Origin of the sequence: Streptomyces decoyicus, assembly GCF_019880305.1 — a bacterium.
Classification (GTDB): domain Bacteria; phylum Actinomycetota; class Actinomycetes; order Streptomycetales; family Streptomycetaceae; genus Streptomyces; species Streptomyces decoyicus.
In genome coordinates this window covers 4,808,506-4,826,142 of sequence record NZ_CP082301.1, presented here as the reverse complement: position 1 = coordinate 4,826,142, position 17,637 = coordinate 4,808,506, and the positions used below count along the sequence as shown (strand labels likewise).

At 67.7% G+C, this 17,637-nt stretch carries 10 protein-coding genes, 2 rRNA genes and 1 pseudogene; 5 read left to right on the top strand and 8 right to left on the bottom strand.

The genetic code is table 11. The features are described 5' to 3' along the window. Positions 1–63: 63 nt before the first annotated feature. A 23S ribosomal RNA gene (locus K7C20_RS21240) occupies positions 64–3,185 on the bottom strand. Positions 3,186–3,487: 302 nt separating this feature from the next. Continuing rightward, positions 3,488–5,016: ribosomal RNA gene (locus K7C20_RS21235) — 16S ribosomal RNA — on the bottom strand. Together the 16S and 23S rRNA genes form the textbook arrangement of a ribosomal RNA operon. A gap of 948 nt (positions 5,017–5,964) precedes the next feature. On the opposite strand from K7C20_RS21235, the gene trpS reads away from it, so the two are divergent. Continuing rightward, positions 5,965–6,993 carry a tryptophan--tRNA ligase gene (trpS, locus tag K7C20_RS21230; RefSeq protein WP_245171809.1) on the top strand — a complete coding sequence of 343 codons (1,029 nt, stop codon included), beginning with the start codon at positions 5,965–5,967 and terminating at the stop codon, positions 6,991–6,993. A gap of 66 nt (positions 6,994–7,059) precedes the next feature. Here trpS and proC read toward each other — a convergent pair whose 3' ends face one another. The 3 genes from proC to K7C20_RS21215 form a co-directional block, all read right to left on the bottom strand. Then, positions 7,060–7,869 carry a pyrroline-5-carboxylate reductase gene (gene proC, locus K7C20_RS21225; protein ID WP_030081574.1) on the bottom strand — a complete coding sequence of 270 codons (810 nt, stop codon included), beginning with the start codon at positions 7,867–7,869 and terminating at the stop codon, positions 7,060–7,062. A gap of 101 nt (positions 7,870–7,970) precedes the next feature. Beyond that, positions 7,971–8,777, bottom strand: coding sequence for an ABC transporter permease (locus K7C20_RS21220; RefSeq protein ID WP_030081576.1), 807 nt, complete (start codon positions 8,775–8,777; stop codon positions 7,971–7,973). Continuing rightward, a complete protein-coding gene (locus K7C20_RS21215) occupies positions 8,774–9,592 on the bottom strand; it encodes an ABC transporter ATP-binding protein (protein WP_053210311.1) in 819 nt (272 codons plus the stop codon). Before K7C20_RS21215 ends, K7C20_RS21220 begins: the two co-directional genes overlap by 4 nt. A 332-nt stretch (positions 9,593–9,924) precedes the next feature. Between K7C20_RS21215 and K7C20_RS21210 the strand changes: the two genes are divergently transcribed. The 3 genes from K7C20_RS21210 (at position 9,925) to K7C20_RS21200 (ending at position 13,646) form a co-directional block, all read left to right on the top strand. Next, entirely contained in the window at positions 9,925–10,326 is a 402-nt protein-coding gene (locus K7C20_RS21210) for a hypothetical protein (RefSeq protein WP_030081580.1), read from the top strand. Between the two features lie 233 nt (positions 10,327–10,559). After that, positions 10,560–12,152, top strand: a complete 1,593-nt coding sequence (locus K7C20_RS21205; RefSeq protein WP_078953580.1) for a SulP family inorganic anion transporter — start codon at positions 10,560–10,562, stop codon at positions 12,150–12,152. A gap of 84 nt (positions 12,153–12,236) precedes the next feature. Then, positions 12,237–13,646, top strand: a complete 1,410-nt coding sequence (locus tag K7C20_RS21200; protein ID WP_048829456.1) for a M1 family metallopeptidase — start codon at positions 12,237–12,239, stop codon at positions 13,644–13,646. A gap of 5 nt (positions 13,647–13,651) precedes the next feature. Here the strand turns inward: K7C20_RS21200 and K7C20_RS38305 are convergent. The 3 genes and pseudogenes from K7C20_RS38305 to K7C20_RS21190 form a co-directional block, all read right to left on the bottom strand. Beyond that, a pseudogene (locus K7C20_RS38305) lies at positions 13,652–13,903 on the bottom strand (SAM-dependent methyltransferase); the annotation flags it as partial. Between the two features lie 87 nt (positions 13,904–13,990). Then, entirely contained in the window at positions 13,991–14,557 is a 567-nt protein-coding gene (locus tag K7C20_RS21195) for a hypothetical protein (protein ID WP_030081586.1), read from the bottom strand. Positions 14,558–14,612: 55 nt separating this feature from the next. Continuing rightward, the gene (locus K7C20_RS21190; RefSeq protein ID WP_030081587.1) at positions 14,613–14,933 is read right to left on the bottom strand and encodes a peptidase; all 321 of its coding nucleotides are present in this window, start codon (positions 14,931–14,933) and stop codon (positions 14,613–14,615) included. Between the two features lie 180 nt (positions 14,934–15,113). On the opposite strand from K7C20_RS21190, the gene K7C20_RS21185 reads away from it, so the two are divergent. After that, on the top strand, positions 15,114–17,561 hold the full coding sequence (locus K7C20_RS21185) for a protein kinase domain-containing protein (RefSeq protein WP_053210310.1): 2,448 nt from the start codon (positions 15,114–15,116) through the stop codon (positions 17,559–17,561). Positions 17,562–17,637: the final 76 nt, after the last annotated feature.

Below are 17,637 nucleotides of genomic sequence, written 5' to 3'. Positions count from 1 at the left end.
TTGACCAACCCGGCAATAACACAGGTCGTTACTTCAGAACCTACACAGTGGACGCGAGCAACTGAGGACAAGCCCTCGGCCTATTAGTACCAGTCAACTCCACCCGTTACCAGGCTTCCATATCTGGCCTATCAACCCAGTCGTCTACTGGGAGCCTTAACCCCTCAAAGGGGGTGGGAGTACTCATCTCGAAGCAGGCTTCCCGCTTAGATGCTTTCAGCGGTTATCCTTTCCGAACGTAGCCAACCAGCCATGCCCTTGGCAGGACAACTGGCACACCAGAGGTTCGTCCGTCCCGGTCCTCTCGTACTAGGGACAGCCCTTCTCAATACTCCTACGCGCACAGCGGATAGGGACCGAACTGTCTCACGACGTTCTAAACCCAGCTCGCGTACCGCTTTAATGGGCGAACAGCCCAACCCTTGGGACCGACTCCAGCCCCAGGATGCGACGAGCCGACATCGAGGTGCCAAACCATCCCGTCGATATGGACTCTTGGGGAAGATCAGCCTGTTATCCCCGGGGTACCTTTTATCCGTTGAGCGACGGCGCTTCCACAAGCCACCGCCGGATCACTAGTCCCTACTTTCGTACCTGCTCGACCCGTCAGTCTCACAGTCAAGCTCCCTTGTGCACTTACACTCAACACCTGATTGCCAACCAGGCTGAGGGAACCTTTGGGCGCCTCCGTTACTCTTTAGGAGGCAACCGCCCCAGTTAAACTACCCACCAGACACTGTCCCTGATCCGGATCACGGACCCAGGTTAGACATCCAGCACGACCAGAGTGGTATTTCAACAATGACTCCACAACCACTGGCGTGGCTGCTTCAAAGTCTCCCACCTATCCTACACAAGCCGAACCGAACACCAATATCAAGCTATAGTAAAGGTCCCGGGGTCTTTCCGTCCTGCTGCGCGAAACGAGCATCTTTACTCGTAATGCAATTTCACCGGGCCTATGGTTGAGACAGTCGAGAAGTCGTTACGCCATTCGTGCAGGTCGGAACTTACCCGACAAGGAATTTCGCTACCTTAGGATGGTTATAGTTACCACCGCCGTTTACTGGCGCTTAAGTTCTCAGCTTCGCCACACCGAAATGTGACTAACCGGTCCCCTTAACGTTCCAGCACCGGGCAGGCGTCAGTCCGTATACATCGCCTTACGGCTTCGCACGGACCTGTGTTTTTAGTAAACAGTCGCTTCTCGCTGGTCTCTGCGGCCACCACCAGCTCAGGAAGTAAATTCCATCACCAGCAATGGCCCCCCTTCTCCCGAAGTTACGGGGGCATTTTGCCGAGTTCCTTAACCATAGTTCACCCGAACGCCTCGGTATTCTCTACCTGACCACCTGAGTCGGTTTAGGGTACGGGCCGCCATGAAACTCGCTAGAGGCTTTTCTCGACAGCATAGGATCATCCACTTCACCACAATCGGCTCGGCATCAGGTCTCACCCTCATGTCATCCGGATTTGCCTAGATGACGGGCTACACCCTTACCCCGGGACAACCACCGCCCGGGCTGGACTACCTTCCTGCGTCACCCCATCGCTTACCTACTACCACCTTGGATCGGCGGCTCCACCACGTCCCTTTGTCCGAAGACTCCAGGCCGGCTTCACGGCCTTAGCATTAATGGATTCGATATTGGGCGTTTCAAAGCGGGTACCGGAATATCAACCGGTTGTCCATCGACTACGCCTGTCGGCCTCGCCTTAGGTCCCGACTTACCCTGGGCAGATCAGCTTGACCCAGGAACCCTTAGTCAATCGGCGCACACGTTTCCCACGTGTGTATCGCTACTCATGCCTGCATTCTCACTCGTGAACCGTCCACAACTCGTTTCCACGGCTGCTTCACCCGGCACACGACGCTCCCCTACCCATCACAACGGACGTTGGTCCTCATGCTGCAATGACACGACTTCGGCGGTGTGCTTGAGCCCCGCTACATTGTCGGCGCGGAATCACTTGACCAGTGAGCTATTACGCACTCTTTCAAGGGTGGCTGCTTCTAAGCCAACCTCCTGGTTGTCTCTGCGACTCCACATCCTTTCCCACTTAGCACACGCTTAGGGGCCTTAGTCGATGCTCTGGGCTGTTTCCCTCTCGACCATGGAGCTTATCCCCCACAGTCTCACTGCCGCGCTCTCACTTACCGGCATTCGGAGTTTGGCTAAGGTCAGTAACCCGGTAGGGCCCATCGCCTATCCAGTGCTCTACCTCCGGCAAGAAACACACGACGCTGCACCTAAATGCATTTCGGGGAGAACCAGCTATCACGGAGTTTGATTGGCCTTTCACCCCTAACCACAGGTCATCCCCCAGGTTTTCAACCCTGGTGGGTTCGGTCCTCCACGAAGTCTTACCTCCGCTTCAACCTGCCCATGGCTAGATCACTCCGCTTCGGGTCTTGGGCACGCTACTCAACGCCCTATTCGGACTCGCTTTCGCTACGGCTTCCCCACACGGGTTAACCTCGCAACATACCGCAAACTCGCAGGCTCATTCTTCAAAAGGCACGCAGTCACGACACAAGGAACAAGTTCCTTGTGCGACGCTCCCACGGCTTGTAGGCACACGGTTTCAGGTACTATTTCACTCCGCTCCCGCGGTACTTTTCACCATTCCCTCACGGTACTATCCGCTATCGGTCACCAGGGAATATTTAGGCTTAACGGGTGGTCCCGCCAGATTCACACGGGATTTCTCGGGCCCCGTGCTACTTGGGTGTCTCTTAAACGAGCCGTTGATGTTTCAGCTACGGGGGTCTTACCCTCTACGCCGGACCTTTCGCATGTCCTTCGCCTACACCAACGGTTTCTGACTCGTCCCACAGCCGGCAGACTGCAGTAAAGAGATCCCACAACCCCAACCACGCAACCCCTGCCGGGTATCACACGTGACTGGTTTGGCCTCATCCGGTTTCGCTCGCCACTACTCCCGGAATCACTGTTGTTTTCTCTTCCTGCGGGTACTGAGATGTTTCACTTCCCCGCGTTCCCTCCACACTGCCTATGTGTTCAGCAGCGGGTGACAGCCCATGACGACTGCCGGGTTTCCCCATTCGGACACCCCCGGATCAAAGCTCGGTTGACAGCTCCCCGGGGCCTATCGTGGCCTCCCACGTCCTTCATCGGTTCCTGGTGCCAAGGCATCCACCGTGCGCCCTTAAAAACTTGGCCACAGATGCTCGCGTCCACTGTGCAGTTCTCAAGCAACGACCAGCCACCCACCACCCCAACCCGAAGGCTGAGTTCACTGGGGCCGGCATCGCGAAGGTCCAGACTCACAGTCCGTACCCTCAGATACCCAACAACGTGCCCGGCCCACTCCATCAATCCCCACGTTCCACGCCGAAGCAGTACTAGTGACAACCAATCAAGTGTGCCGAATAGTCAACGTTCCACCCATGAGCAACCAGCATCAGACATTCGCTGATGTACTGGCCTCTGACCAACCGAAGTTGGTAAGAAGTGCTCCTTAGAAAGGAGGTGATCCAGCCGCACCTTCCGGTACGGCTACCTTGTTACGACTTCGTCCCAATCGCCAGTCCCACCTTCGACGATTCCCTCCCACAAGGGGTTGGGCCACCGGCTTCGGGTGTTACCGACTTTCGTGACGTGACGGGCGGTGTGTACAAGGCCCGGGAACGTATTCACCGCAGCAATGCTGATCTGCGATTACTAGCAACTCCGACTTCATGGGGTCGAGTTGCAGACCCCAATCCGAACTGAGACCGGCTTTTTGAGATTCGCTCCACCTCGCGGTATCGCAGCTCATTGTACCGGCCATTGTAGCACGTGTGCAGCCCAAGACATAAGGGGCATGATGACTTGACGTCGTCCCCACCTTCCTCCGAGTTGACCCCGGCAGTCTCCTGTGAGTCCCCATCACCCCGAAGGGCATGCTGGCAACACAGAACAAGGGTTGCGCTCGTTGCGGGACTTAACCCAACATCTCACGACACGAGCTGACGACAGCCATGCACCACCTGTACACCGACCACAAGGGGGCGCCTGTCTCCAGACGTTTCCGGTGTATGTCAAGCCTTGGTAAGGTTCTTCGCGTTGCGTCGAATTAAGCCACATGCTCCGCTGCTTGTGCGGGCCCCCGTCAATTCCTTTGAGTTTTAGCCTTGCGGCCGTACTCCCCAGGCGGGGAACTTAATGCGTTAGCTGCGGCACGGACGACGTGGAATGTCGCCCACACCTAGTTCCCAACGTTTACGGCGTGGACTACCAGGGTATCTAATCCTGTTCGCTCCCCACGCTTTCGCTCCTCAGCGTCAGTATCGGCCCAGAGATCCGCCTTCGCCACCGGTGTTCCTCCTGATATCTGCGCATTTCACCGCTACACCAGGAATTCCGATCTCCCCTACCGAACTCTAGCCTGCCCGTATCGAATGCAGACCCGGGGTTAAGCCCCGGGCTTTCACATCCGACGTGACAAGCCGCCTACGAGCTCTTTACGCCCAATAATTCCGGACAACGCTTGCGCCCTACGTATTACCGCGGCTGCTGGCACGTAGTTAGCCGGCGCTTCTTCTGCAGGTACCGTCACTCTCGCTTCTTCCCTGCTGAAAGAGGTTTACAACCCGAAGGCCGTCATCCCTCACGCGGCGTCGCTGCATCAGGCTTTCGCCCATTGTGCAATATTCCCCACTGCTGCCTCCCGTAGGAGTCTGGGCCGTGTCTCAGTCCCAGTGTGGCCGGTCGCCCTCTCAGGCCGGCTACCCGTCGTCGCCTTGGTAGGCCATCACCCCACCAACAAGCTGATAGGCCGCGGGCTCATCCTTCACCGCCGGAGCTTTCCACACACAGACCATGCGGTCGTGTGTCGTATCCGGTATTAGACCCCGTTTCCAGGGCTTGTCCCAGAGTGAAGGGCAGATTGCCCACGTGTTACTCACCCGTTCGCCACTAATCCCCTCCCGAAGGAGGTTCATCGTTCGACTTGCATGTGTTAAGCACGCCGCCAGCGTTCGTCCTGAGCCAGGATCAAACTCTCCGTGAATGTTTACCCGTAATCGGGTCAACACACACGAGAGCGGAACGACCAGACGGAATAGGTCCGGTCGTGCACAGCGTCCTCGCTGTGTGTGCCACCCCGACCGCATGGGCCGTGGTGGGCTTTCAAAGGAACCTCATCCCCCGGAGTATCTCCGGTGGACGGGGTATCAACATATCTGGCGTTGACTTTTGGCACGCTGTTGAGTTCTCAAGGAACGGACGCTTCCTTTGTTCCTGTTTCACCAGGATCTCCGGGCGCTTCCCTTCGGTCTTGCGTTTCCGACTCTATCAGATCCTTGCGGGCCCGATTTTCGCCGGTGCGTTTCCGCCTTTCGGCTTCTTCGCGTTTCCGACTCTACCAGATCCGTTTCCGTCTCTGGCCCCTGTCGGAGCGGGGTCGGCCGTTCGGCTTTCGCCTTCCGGCCTTTCCGACTCTATCAGGCCCGATTTCGTTCCGTTGCCGGTCCGAATTCGTTTCCGATTCCCCGTCGGAGGGGGTCCGCCTGGGGTGCGGCTATTTGAACTGCCGCGCCTTTCGGCGTGATCACTACTTTAGCGGAATTCCTCGTTGACGCATAATCACGTCATGGTTCGAATTTCGGCATGCCGAAATCTTTCCCAGTGAGGGGCCGTGCAGTAGTGGGTGCCGCTGTCGCGGCGGGATGGCTGCCCGGACCCTGTCGGCTCCGTGGCAACTCGGAGGACACTACACGAGGGGTCGGGGTTGTTCAAACCCGTGCCTGGCATGGGTTTGCCGGGTACTTTGGGCCCATGACTACGCATGCGCTCGTACAGCAGTGGTGGCTCGCCTGACGGCGGCCGACCAGCAGCGCATGCATGACCACGGCCGCCGCTTCGGCGGCCGTTTGCGTATCTCCCTCCCGTAGCCGGCCGGCGAGGTCGGCGGTCTCGACACGCACTCAGCGGGAGTGCAGGAGTTCGGGAGAGACGGATGAACGAGATGGCGATGGCGGCCGGGGCGCGTACGCGGATCTTCAGTGGGGTGAAGCCGACGGGGCATCTGACGCTGGGGAACTACCTCGGGGCGATGCGGCGGTGGGCCGAGGAGGACCAGCATCGTGCCCAGGCGCTGTTCTGTGTGGTGGATCTGCATGCGCTGACCGTCGAGCACGATCCGGCGCGGGTGCGGCGGCTCAGCCGGCAGGCCGCGACCTTGCTGCTGGCCACGGGGCTGGATCCGGAGGTCTGCACGGTGTTTGTGCAGAGCCAGGTCGATGAGCATCTGCGGCTGTCGTATCTGATGGAGTGCACGGCCTCCGACGGTGAGATGCGGCGCATGATCCAGTACAAGGAGAAGGCCGCGGTCGAGCAGGCGCGGGGCGGGAGTGTGCGGCTGTCGCTGCTGACGTATCCGGCGCTGATGGCGGCGGACATCCTGGCGTACGGGACGCATGAGGTGCCGGTGGGGGATGACCAGGTGCAGCACGTGGAGCTGACGCGGGATCTGGCGGTGCGGTTCAACCAGCGGTACGGGCCGACGTTCGTGGTGCCGAAGGCCACGTATCCGGCGGTGGCGGCTCGGGTGATGGATCTGCAGGAGCCGACGTCGAAGATGGGGAAGTCGCACGCCCGGACCGCGGGGATCGTCTACGTACTGGATGAGCCCGAGGTGGTGCGGAAGAAGGTGATGCGGGCGGTGACGGATTCGGGGCGGGACGTCACGTATGAGCCGGAGCGGCGCCCCGGGGTGGCGAATCTGCTGGAGGTGCTGGCCACCTGTGCGGGCGGGGATCCTCAGCGGTTGGCCGGGGAGTACGACTCGTGCGGCGCGTTGAAGAAGGACGTGGCGGAGGCCGTGGTGGAGATGTTGCGGCCGGTGCGGGCGCGGCATGCGGAGCTGGCCGCCGAGCCGTCGTATGTGGATGCGGTGCTGCGGCGGGGTGCGGAGCGGGCGCGTTCCCTCGCCAGGCCGCGGGTGGATGCGGCGTTCGAGGCGGTGGGGCTGCTGCCCGCGGGATGAACGCCGGTGGTCCGGTCCGGGGGTGCGGTGTGCGGTGTGCGGCGCGCCCCCGGGGCCGGTCTTCGGTCAGCCGTTGCCGGAGGCCAGTTCGCGGCTGCGGTCGCGGGCGGCTTCCAGGGCGGCGATGAGGGCGGCGCGTACGCCGTGGTTTTCGAGTTCGCGGATGGCGTTGATGGTGGTGCCGGCCGGGGATGTGACGTTCTCGCGGAGCTTGACGGGGTGTTCGCCGCTGTCGCGGAGCATCACGGCGGCGCCGATGGCGGCCTGGACGATGAGGTCGTGGGCCTTGTCGCGGGGCAGGCCGAGGAGGATGCCGGCGTCGGTCATGGCCTCGACGAGGAAGTAGAAGTACGCCGGGCCGGAGCCGGAGAGCGCGGTGCAGGCGTCCTGCTGGGACTCCGGGACGCGGAGGGTCTTGCCGACGCCGGAGAAGATCTCCTCGGCGCGGGTGAGGTGCGCGCCGGTGGCGTGGGTGCCGGCGGAGATGACGGACATCGCCTCGTCGACGAGGGCGGGGGTGTTCGTCATGACCCGTACGACGGGGGTGCCGGCGGCCAGGCGTTCCTCGAAGTAGGAGGTGGGGATGCCGGCGGCGCCGCTGATGACCAGGCGGTCGGCGGGGACGTGCGGGGCCAGCTCGGTCAGCAGGGCGCCCATGTCCTGGGGCTTGACGGTGAGGATGAGGGTGTCGGCGGACTTCGCGGCCTCGGCGTTGCTGACCGCTTCGACGCCGTAGCGGTCGTGCAGCTGCTCGGCGCGTTCCGGGCGACGGGCGGTGACCAGGAGGTCGGAGGGCGCCCAGCCGCCTCGGATCATTCCGCTGAGCAGGGCTTCGCCGATTTTTCCGGTGCCGAGTACGGCGACCTTCTGGGTCATGCTGCGGTTCACCTCGCCGTGGTGCGTGCCTGGTCGGTTCTCCCGTCATCCTCGCACTTGGGGGCGCGCGGCGCCGCGGCGTATCGAGGGCCGGGACGGTGTCACGTCGTACGGCGGCGGAGGGTGGCGGCGCCGAGGGCGAGGACGAGGAGGGCGCAGCCGGTGACGATGGCGGTGTCGCGGACGAAGTCGCCGGTCAGGTCGGGGTGTTTGAGGACCTCGTTCATGCCGTCGACGGCGTAGGACATCGGGAGGACGTCGGAGAGTGCCTCCAGGGCCGGCTGCATGGTCTCGCGCGGAGTGAACAGGCCGCAGAGCAGCAGCTGGGGCATCAGGACGGCGGGCATGAACTGGACCGCCTGGAATTCGGAGGCGGCGAAGGCCGAGACGAACAGGCCGAGGGCGGTTCCGAGCAGGGCGTCCAGGACGGCGACGAGCAGCAGCAGCCAGGGGGAGCCGGTGATGTCGAGGCCGAGGACCCAGACGGAGAGGGCGGTGGCGAGGGCCGACTGGACGATCGCCAGCAGGCCGAAGGCCAGGGCGTAGCCGCTGATCAGGTCGGCCTTGCCGAGGGGCAGGGCGAGCAGGCGTTCCAGGGTGCCCGAGGTGCGTTCGCGGAGGGTGGCGATGGAGGTCACCAGGAACATCGTGATCATCGGGAAGATGCCGAGGAGCGAGGCGCCGATGCTGTTGAAGGTCCCGGGGCGGGCGTCGAAGACGTAGCGCAGCAGGGCGATCATCACGCACGGCACGACGAGCATCAGCGCGATGGTGCGCGGGTCGTGGCGCAGCTGGCGCAGGACCCGGGCGGCGGTGGCCAGGGTGCGGGACGGGGACAGCGGCGCGGTGGTGGCGTGCGGTGCGCCGGCGGCGGGAGGGGCGGTGTCGGAGAGAGGGGCGGTGCTCATCGCGCTGGCTCCTTGGGGGTGGTGCGGCCGGCCGCCGGCTCCGCCGGGCGGCCCGCGGCCCCGGCCTCGTCGACCAGATGGAGGAAGGCGGCCTCGACGGTGGGGGAGCCGGTGCGGTCACGGAGAGTGTCGGGTGCGCCGGCGGCGAGGATGCGGCCCTCGCGCATCAGGAGCAGCCGGTGGCAGCGCTCGGCCTCGTCCATGACGTGCGAGGAGACGAGGAGGGTGGCGCCGCGGTCGGTGGCGAGGGTGTGGAAGAGCTGCCACAGGTCGCGGCGGAGGACGGGGTCCAGGCCGACGGTGGGCTCGTCGAGGACGAGGAGTTCCGGGGCGCCGAGCAGGGCCACCGCGAGGGAGACCCGGCTGCGCTGGCCGCCGGAGAGGTTGCCGGCGAGGGCGTCGGCGCGGGCGGTGAGGCCGACGTCCTCGATGACGCGGGCGACGGTCTCGCGGCGGCGGGGGCGGGCGGCCCGGCCGGGGTCCAGGACGGCGGCGAAGTAGTCGAGGTTCTGGCGGACGGTGAGGTCGTCGTATACGGACGGGTCCTGGGTCACATAGCCGATGCGGGGGCGCAGCCGGGGGTCGCCCGCGGGGTGGCCGAGGACGTCGAGGGTGCCGGTGACCTTGGCCTGGGTGCCGACGATGGCGCGCATCAGGGTGGATTTGCCGCAGCCGGAGGGGCCGAGGAGGCCGGTGATGCGGCCGCGGGGCACGTCGAAGGCGAGGGCGTCGAGGACGGTGCGGCCGCCTCGGGCGACGGTGAGGTCGTGGGCGTGGACGGCGGGATCATCGGGATCACAGCCATAATTCATCATGCGATGAATAATGCTCCGGGCGGGGTGGGGCGTCAACCGTCCGGACGGGACGGGTCAGGGAGAAGTGAGTGACGAGGTGACATGGGGGCGAGCGGGGAGGGCAAGGCCGAGGGGCCCGATGGGCCATTGCGGTGACAAGGCGGCGGAAGGGGGTGCGGAGGGGGCGCACCGGGGAGCCGTATGGGCACCGGCGGGCGCCTGGAGCGAAGGGAACCGGCCGTTCCTGGTCGATAACTCCGCGTTTACAGGGTGGTTACATACCGAGTTGCGGTCCTGCGCGTCCGCTTGGACACAATGGGGTGACCTGTCCAGCCGCACCGGAAGGGGCGACGATGGCGAAGATCCGGGTCGGCGGCCTCGGCCGGTTCCTGTTGATCGTCGTGGCCGTCGTACTGGCTCTGCCGGCCCTCGCCGAGGGTGCCTACGGACAGAGCCCGGCGGGCGCCCCGGCCACGAACGGCGCCACCCGTGCCGGTTCCGCGGGCACCACGACCACGGATTCGGACGCCTCGGAGCACCCGGAATCCGGCAGTGACCGCTGCCCGCCGCGCCGCGGCGGGCGTTCCTCGGCCACGGTGTCCGCACCGCCGCCGCCGGTCACCACCGTGTCGACCGCCGGCCCGGTACGGACCGACGGCGGGCTGCGGGTGACCGTCCCGCTGACCGGCCGGCAGGCCGTCCCCCTGTCGAGATCGGGCGAACTGCCGGTCCATCACCTCGTTTTCCGCTGCTGAGAACTGAGAGCTGCCCTCAAGGGCCTCCCCCGGCCCGCGCATCCGACGGATCCAGCCGTCATCCCCCTTCATGGCGCGCGCCCCGTGGCGCTGCGCGGCAGCAGGCGAGCGCCGGCGGCAGAGTGCCGGTCAGCGGCCGGCTGCCCGCGCCGCTCCGCGTCCGCTCGTGCGTATCCGTGCGTCCCGTGCGTACCCGTGCGCCACCGCATCTCGCACTCGCTGGAGGCATTCTCATGCGTAGGTTCCGTGTTGCCCGACTCCGCGCGTTCCGGCCGTCCATACCGTCACGGCATTCGCTGTCGCTCTGGCGCGCCGATGTCACCGCGTCGCTCGTCGTCTTTCTCGTCGCCGTCCCGTTGTGTGTCGGGGTGGCCGTCGCGTCCGGGGTGCCGGCCGAACTGGGGCTGGTCACCGGAATCGTCGGCGGGCTGCTCACCGGGTTACTCCCCGGCAGCAGCCTCCAGGTCAGCGGCCCGGCCGCGGGGCTGACCGTGCTGGTCTACGAGGCCGTGCAGGAGTACGGACTCGGCACGCTGGGCGCACTGGTGCTGATCGCCGGGGTGCTTCAGCTGGCCATGGGGGCGCTGCACCTGGGGCGCTGGTTCCGGGCCATTTCCGTGTCGGTCGTCCAGGGGATGCTGGCAGGTATCGGACTGGTGCTGATCGCCGGGCAGTTGTACGCCCTGGTGGATGCCAAGGCGCCCGGCAGCGGGCCCGCGAATCTGGGCGGGCTGCCGAAACTCGCGGTGGCCACCGCCGTGTCCGCCACCGCACCGGCCGCGCTGGCGGTCGGCGTGGGCACCATCGCGGTGCTGGTGCTGTGGCCGAAGTGGCGGCGGGCGGCGCGGGTGGTGCCGGCGCCGCTGGTGGCGGTGGCGCTGGCGACGGCCGTGGTGCTCGTGCTGGATCTGCCGGTGGCCCGGGTCGAGGTGGCGGGCCTGCTGCACGTCGTCCAGCCGCCGGGCGGCGCGGACTTCCTGCGGCTGGTGGAGGCGGGGGCGGTGGCCGGTGCACTGGGCACCGTGCTGGCGTTCACCCTGATCGCGTCGGCGGAGTCGCTGTTCAGCGCGGCCGCCGTGGACCGGCTGCACGACGGGCCGAAGACCGACTACGACAAGGAGCTGATGGCCCAGGGCACGGGCAACACGGTCTGCGGGCTGCTGGGCGCGCTGCCGATGACCGCGGTGATCGTCCGCAGCGCCGCGAATGTGCACGCCGGGGCGCGGACGAAGGCCTCGCGGGTGCTGCACGGGGTGTGGCTGCTGGTCTTCGCGGCGGCGCTCCCGGCGGCGCTGGGCGTGGTGCCGCTCGCGTCGCTGGCCGGCGTACTGGTGCATGCCGGCAGCAAGTTGATCCCGGTGAAGCAGTGGCTTCCGCTGTGGCGGGAGCACCGGGGTGAGGCCGTGGTGCTCGCCGCGACGGCGGTGGCGATCGTGGCCACCAACATGTTCGAGGGGGTGCTGCTGGGGCTGCTGATGGCCATTGCCAAGTCGGCGTGGGAGACCTCGCATGTGCACCTGGAGATCACCGGGCTCGACGAGCCGGCGGCACCCGCCACCGGCGAGGGCACGGCAGGACACGGGCCGGGCACCTCGGGACCCCGGCGCCCCATCCTCGTACGGGCCCTCGGCCATGCCACCTTCCTGCGGCTGCCGAAGCTGCTCGACCAGTTGGAGGCGCTGCCCGCGGACCGGGAGATCGAGCTGGACCTGTCCGGGCTGCGGCACCTCGACCATGCGTGTGCGGCCGCGCTCGGCAGCTGGGAGGAGCAGCGGCGCGGTCCTGACGGGACCAACCGGCAGAAAACATCATCCATCGCCTCGTAAGGCAACCTAAGCGGAAGGGACCGGTGTTGCGGCAGAAAGGACCGTAGGGTCGGGAGGCCTGTGCCCGCCGACCCTTGGAGTGCTGTGAACCGCCGGCCCTTCCGCTCCTGCGGTGCGACCGCCACCCTGTCCGTCGCCCTGCTGCTCTCCTCGTGCACCGGCGGCGCCATGGGCGTCCGGGGGACGGCAGGCAGCGGCTCGGCGGGCGACCCGCTCTTCCCGGCGCTCGGCAACGGCGGCTACCAGGTGCGCCATTACGGGCTCGACCTCGACTACGACGTGCAGAAGAAGCGGCTGGAGGCGACGGTCGAGATCACCGCCGAGGCCACGAAGGACCTGCGGTCCTTCCAGCTCGATCTGCAGGGGCTGCGGGTGTCGGACGTGCGGGTCGACGGCAAGGACGCCGCGTTCTCCCGTAAGGGGCACAAGCTGATCGTCCGGCCGGCCGCCGGTCTCCGCAAGGGTTCGGAGTTCCGTACGCGCGTCAACTACAGCGGGACACCACAGGAGTTGAAGGACCCGGACGGGTCGCGGGAGGGCTGGGTCAAGACCGCCGACGGGGCGTTCGTGTCGGGTGAGCCCGCCGGCTCCATGACGTGGTTCCCCGGCAACAACCACCCCGACGACAAGGCGACGTACGACTTCAAGATCACCGTGCCGAAGGGGTACACCGCCGTCGCCAACGGGGAATTGCGGTCGGAGAAGACGGCCAGGGGCCGGGCCACCTTCGAGTGGCACAACGGGCAGCCCATGGCCAGTTACCTCGCCACCGCCGGCATCGGCAGGTTCGATGTCAGCAGGTCCCGTACGCCCGACGGGCTGCCGCTGTATGTCGCGGTGGATCCGGCGGAGGCCAAAGCGAGCAGGAAACCGCTGGAGCGGCTGCCGGAGATCGTGAAGTGGGAGAGCGGGCTGTTCGGCCCCTATCCGTTCTCCTCCGCCGGCGCGATCGTCGATCACACACCGGCCCGGATCACCTGGATCGCGCTGGAGTCCCAGACCAAGCCGGTCTACGCCGGGGCGCCGGACACCTCGACCGTGGTGCACGAGATGGCCCACCAGTGGTTCGGCGACTCGGTGACACCGAAGACCTGGAAGGACACCTGGCTCAACGAGGGCTTTGCGACCTACGCCGAGTGGCTGTGGGAGGAGCGCGAGGGCGGCAAGACCCCGCAGCAGCAGTTCGACGCGCTCTACGAGGACGAGACGGACGCCAGGCGCTGGGACTTCCCGCCGGGCGACCCGGGCAAGCCGGAGAACGTGACCGCAACCCCCGTATACGAGCGGGGCGCGATGCTGCTCCAGCAACTGCGGAACGCCGTCGGCGACAAGACCTTCTTCAAGATCCTCAAGGAGTGGCCCGCCAAGTACCGCTACTCCAATGCCGGCTCGAAGCAGTTCATCGCCTTCTGCCAGGCGCGCACGGACGTGGACCTGACCGAGCTGTTCGATGAGTGGCTGTACGGCAAGGGGCGGCCGGAGCAGGTGTACTGAGGCCCAGATGTGACCCGCGCCCCGCGCCCGGTGAGCAGCCCGGTCGCGATGCCGCTCCCGGCGCCGACGTCCAGCACCCGCGCCCCCGTCAGCGGCTGCCCGGCCAGCTCCTCGATCGCGTCGAAGAGGGCCGGCGGATAGCCGGGGCGGGCGGCCGCGTACTGGGCGGCCACCGCGTCGAAGGACCGGGCGACGGTGGCCTGGGCCGGGGGCCGGGAGGGCTCGGCGGGCGGTGGCGGCCCGGCCGGTAAGGGCAGTTGCTCCTGCGGGGTTCCATGCGGCAGGCAGGGTTCCCCACGACAGCGGCCCGGTACGCGAAGGACCGGAGCGCGCCGCCGGCCGGTTCAGCGGCGCTTGTTGGACCGGGGCTTCTTGGCGGCCGGATTGCCGGTACGGGCGCCGCGGCGGCGCTCGTGGCGCTCACGGGCCGCGGCGTACTCGGCGCGGTACAGCTTCTCCCCTGGGGCCTCCACGAGGCTGCGGCAGAAGTAGGCGAGCAGCGAGCCGATGAAGCCGATCAGCATCAGGCCCTGGGCGGACGTGTCGCCCGCGCCCCGGGCGCCCGGGGCGGGGCGGCGTACGAAGCCGTCCCAGGTGCGGCGGAAGGCCAGGGCGCTGCAGACGGCGAAGCCGGCGACGACGAGGATGCCGACGAACCGGCCGACGGCGGCGATCTCCAGGCCCTGGAACGCAAAGCGCAGCACGACCGCACCGGCCGCGGCGAGCGCGAGCGAGCCCACCGCGGCACCGGCCCGGCGCAGGCCGTAGCCGCCGTCGTGGTGGACCCAGGTGGTGCCGAAGAAACGGAGCTCCTCCGGCTCGGGGCCGCGTCCGGGGCCGCCGCGTCCGGGGCCGCCGCGTCCGGGACCTCCGGGCTCCGGGCTCGGCGAGGACGTCTGCTCATCGCTCATGACGGCGATTATCCCCGGCCGGGCCCGGTGTCCGTGGGTGTGGTGGCGCCGCGCCTCAGTTGGCGCAGCGCGGCGCGACCATGCCGCTGCTGCCCGTCCGGACGTACGCATCGGAGACGTACTGGCCGGACCCGATGCAGTCCCAGATGTCCGAGGTGCCGTACGGGCCGCTGACCGACTGGCCGTGGCGCTGGCAGCGGATCTGGATCCGGGCCCCCTCCGCCAGCGTGCGGACGGCCGGGTAGTTGGTGCCGGGCCCCTGGCGGACCTTGACGCGGTAGCCGGGTGCGACGGGATAGGTGAGCCCGCCGGCCGCGGCGGCGAGCACCTGGTCGCCGGCCGGTTCCACGGAGCCGAGATCGTCCTGAGTCGTCATGCTGTTCTCCCCCGTTGACGAAGCGCGTGAAGGCGCTCGTGATGATGTCCGCGACCCGACGCGGCGCGGTTCTGCCACGGCACGCTAGCAAGCCTCACTCCTCTCGTACGCGCCATCGACTAGGCTCCGCGCGTCGCACCTGCGACCGAATGGCAAGGGAACAACACGGGGGTGGGAACCATGCCATCGCTGCGCAATTCCGGGGTCGGCCCGGAAGCGGAGCATCCGGAATACGCCGGCCAATACCGCCTGGAGGCACGGCTCGGCTCCGGCGGTATGGGCGTGGTCCATCTGGCGCGCTCGTCCTCCGGACTCCAGCTCGCGGTCAAGGTCATCCATGCCGAATTCGCCCAGGACCCGGAATTCCGTGGGCGGTTCCGGCAGGAGGTGGCCGCCGCGCGGCGGGTCAGCGGTGCCTTCACGGCACCCGTCGTGGACGCCGACCCGGATGCCGAACGCCCGTGGATGGCGACCCTCCACATTCCCGGCCCGACCCTCTCCGACCATGTGAAGCGGAACGGCCCGCTGGCGGTCGCGGAGGTGCGGCGGCTGGCCGCGGGGCTCGCCGAGGCACTGCGCGACATCCATCGCGCGGGGGTGGTGCACCGCGATCTCAAGCCGGGAAACGTGCTGCTGGCCGCCGACGGTCCGAAAGTCATCGACTTCGGCATCTCCCGGCCGTCGGACAGCGAAATGCGCACCGAGACCGGCAAGTTGATCGGTACGCCGCCCTTCATGGCACCCGAACAGTTCCAGCGGCCGCGCGAGGTGGGACCGGCCGCGGATGTCTTCGCGCTGGGTTCGGTCCTGGTGCATGCCGCCACCGGAAGCGGCCCGTTCGACTCGGAGAGCCCCTACATCGTCGCGTACCAGGTGGTGCACGACGAGGCCGATCTGGCAGGCGTACCGGCGGAGTTGGTGCCGCTGGTCGAGGGCTGTCTGGCGAAGGACCCAGCGGACCGGCCGACGCCGGGCGCGCTGATGGAGCTGCTGCGGACGGATGTGCCGCACGGGGCGGCGTCGGGGGCCGCGTTGCCGGTGAGCATGCTGCCGGACGGCATGCCACCGGCCGGTTCGTCGCCGGACACGGCGGCGGGCGGTGCGGCGGCGGTACGGATACCGGAACAGCGGCAGCGGCAGCAGCGGCAGCCGGAACAGCCCGCGCCCGAACAGCTCCCGCCGGTACGTGCCGAGGCCACCCCGCCACGTGCCGAGACGACGCATGTCCGCGTCCCCGCGCCCGTCGAGAGCCCCGCCGAGGGCACCGCCTGGAGTCCCGCCGGGAGTCCCGCCGACGCCGGGCCCGCGGCCGCCCCCAAAGACCCCACAGGCCCCGCCGACTCCCCCGACTCCGGCTTCCCTGCCGGGCCCGGCCGCCCCGCCCGCTCCCGTACCCGCCGCTGGCCGCTCTGGGCCGCGCTCGCCCTGGTCGTGACCGGCGCCGGGGCCTTCGCGGGCGTCCGGGCGCCGGCCCCGGGCGGGACCGGGCAGGACCCCGCCCTCCAGACCCGTCCGTCGCACCTCGAACGCGCCGACTTCCACCCGTGGCGGACCACGCTCGTCGAGCGCCCCACGGGCCATGACGCCGAAATGCCCTTCTGCACCGCCGGATCCGGCGCCGTCTTCTGCGGCCAGTCCGGCGTCCCGGCCGCCCGGCTCGATCCGGACACCGGCCGGCCGTCGTGGCGGCGTACGGACCACCCCTCCCAGGGCAAGAACGCCGCGAAGTACGCCGCGTCGCCGACCCCGCCGGTCCTCTCCGGCGGAGCGCTGTACGTCTTCTCCGCCGACGGCAAGAAGCTGAGCGCCCTGGACCCGTCGGCCGGCGGCAAGGGCGCCACCCGCTGGACCAAGGACCTCTCCGGATACGAGGGCGAGACCAGGATCGTCGGCAACCGCATCCTGCTGACGGCCGCGGACGGTACGGTCACCGCGCTGGACAGCACCACCCACCGGCAGCGCTGGCACAAGCGCTTCCCGGGCCACCAACTGCCGCTCTTCTCGTCGTTCGGCGGCCCGCGCACCGCCTATGCGGCCGAGGGCACCCCCGACGGGACCGGCACCCAGGTCACCGCCATCGACCCGGCGGACGGAAAGGTCCGCTGGTCGCGGCGGCTGCCCGGGGCGCTCGCCCCGGCCGGGACCGGTGCGTCCGGGGCGCTCTATCTGACCGTCACCGACGCGAAGTTCACGTACCGCACCACCGCCGTCCTCCGCTACGACCCGGCCACCGGCCGCACCCGGCGCCTCCCGCTGACCGCGCCGCTCGACCAGGTGGCCGCCGTGGTGCACGGCGAGTCGGTGTATCTGCTGGCCGAGGGCGGTGCCTTGCAGGCCGTCGGGGAGCGGAAGTGGGACACCGAGACCTCGGTCAGCCGGGGCTCGGCACCGGTGGTCAGCGGCGGCACGCTGTATTTCACCGCGGCGGACGGACGGCTGCTCGCGGTCGACACCCACTCCGGCGGGCTGCTCGGCCAGACCCCGCCGCGGCTGGACGGCCGCCGCCACAACGGCTATCTCCAGATGCTGCCCGCACCCCGGGTGGACGCGTCACGCGGCCGGATCTACGCGGCGGCGCCGGACGGCACGGTCTTCGCCGCGGCGACGAAGGACCCGTCCGCCTGGTGACCCCCGGGCCGCGCACCGCCCGGGGCGTGGCAGCGGCAGGCACAGGCTTCCCGCCGGACTCCGGGGACGGTGGTGG